The 1,783-nt window shown below is 64.9% G+C and carries 1 protein-coding gene; it reads left to right on the forward strand.

Features of this window, described 5'->3' with window-relative positions:
• Positions 1–12 precede the first annotated feature (12 nt).
• Positions 13–1,783, forward strand: a 1,771-nt coding sequence (locus ABYB95_RS22885; RefSeq protein ID WP_372662465.1) for a hypothetical protein, incomplete at its 3' end; no start/stop codon positions are given.

Genomic DNA, 1,783 nt, shown 5'->3' on the forward strand with positions numbered 1-1,783 from the left:
CTGCATATCCCCATGTTCACATTGATCGCTTCGACTTCTGCTCCTCTCTCCTCTGGGAATTCGTCTCGCCGCAAGTCCTTGCGCCTGACGGCCATTTCTTTTGCCGTCATCCTGCTCACCAGCGCGTCAGCACAGGCGGACGAAGCAAGGCCGCTGGTTGGACAACTCTCGCCGAGTGGCTACTGGGGTGCCATCAACACGCCGACCGCCGATGTCATTCCGCTCGGTGACGCGGTGCTGTCGCTGACCAACAGCAACCCCGAACGCCGACGCACGCAGCCAGCCGGATCGTTTGGCAGCCTGGGTGCCGGGATCGGTCTGCTGCCCGGGCTGGAAGGGTCGATGCGATTGTCGTACGAAGGCGACCTCTCATGCAACATGTACGACCGGGCCAATTGCCCGGCGGTTCAGCGCGACCTGTCGATTTCGGGCAAATACCAGCTTCCCCTGCGTCTGCCGCTGAACACCCGCATTGCGGTTGGCGGTACCGACTTCGGCGGTGCCGCCACCAACTACCGGCAGATCTACGGGGTGGCCACCACATCGCTGGGCCCGGTGGATTTTTCGCTGGGCTACAGCCGCGCAAAATCGCGCTCCGCACTCATGGACGGAGCGTTTGGCAATGCGGCCTGGCGTATAACCGACCAGCTCACCGCACTGGTTGAGAACGACAGCAAAGAGTGGCGCGGTGGTCTGCAGTTCCGGCAGCGACTGAGCCGCGACACCAGTCTGCAACTGGCCGCCAGCCGCAAACTCAGCAACTCGACCAGCGGGCAACAGGCCTGGCAAATGACCGCGGCGCTTCAGGTGGCGCTCGGTGGCAGCGCAGAACGCCAGCAAATGGTGGCTGCTGAAGCGAATGCCGCGTTGGTCGCCTTGCCGGCAACCCCTACCGATGCGCTGACGGCAGGGGGCCTGGCCTTGGCTATTGAGCGCGCAGGCTTCGCCCATGTTCAGGTCAGCCGCCGGCCTGGCTCTGCGCAGCAAGCAGCGCTCTGGCAGGTGCAAGCCGAATCGCGCCGCTGGCGCCAGAACCAGCTCGACGCCGTGGGCGCCGTGCTGGCCACCTGGCTCAAAAACCAGCAAGGCAGCACCGGTACCGACGACATCCTGCTGACGCTCACCTACCAGCGCCAGCCCGTGCTTCATGCCTACACCAGCGCCCCCTGCTTGCGCGGCTGGCTCAAAGACGGTGTGCAGGCTTGCCAGAATGGCTTGGTTGGCGGTGGCGACCTGCAGAGTTCTGGGGTGTTTCTCAGCGCCGATCTTGAGCTGCCGTCGGCGCTGGCGGAGCGCCTGCAGACCCCGGCCAGCGAGGTGGCGCAGGCGGGCGACGACCAACCCTGGATGCCCCAAATTGCCTTCTCGCCAAATCTGCGAAGCCGCGTGGGCACCGAATTTGGATTGTTTGACTACTCTTTGGCGGCAGAAGCCGGTGCCGAGGTAGCCTTGGCGCCCGGTCTGTTCTGGCATGGCACGTTCACGGTTCCGGTGACCCATTCAAACCGGTTTGACGATGGTCAGATATTCAGCAACGACCGCCACCCTGAAGCCGGCTTTGACCAGGCCATGCTGAGCTACTGGAAACCTTTGCCGCACCGCATGGCGGTGCAGGCCAGCGCCGGGTACCTGAACCGCGACCTCCTGGGTGGGCAAGTCGATGCGAGCTGGAACAACGCCGACGGCCGCCTGCGCGCCTCGGCCCTGGCTGGCGCGTACCGCGTGGAGGGAACCCACGCACGACGCACCCCCGTGCTGGGCGCCGTGCGCTACAGCGTGATGC

It is taken from the genome of Hydrogenophaga sp., assembly GCF_041633695.1.
Taxonomy (GTDB): Bacteria; Pseudomonadota; Gammaproteobacteria; order Burkholderiales; family Burkholderiaceae_C; genus Hydrogenophaga.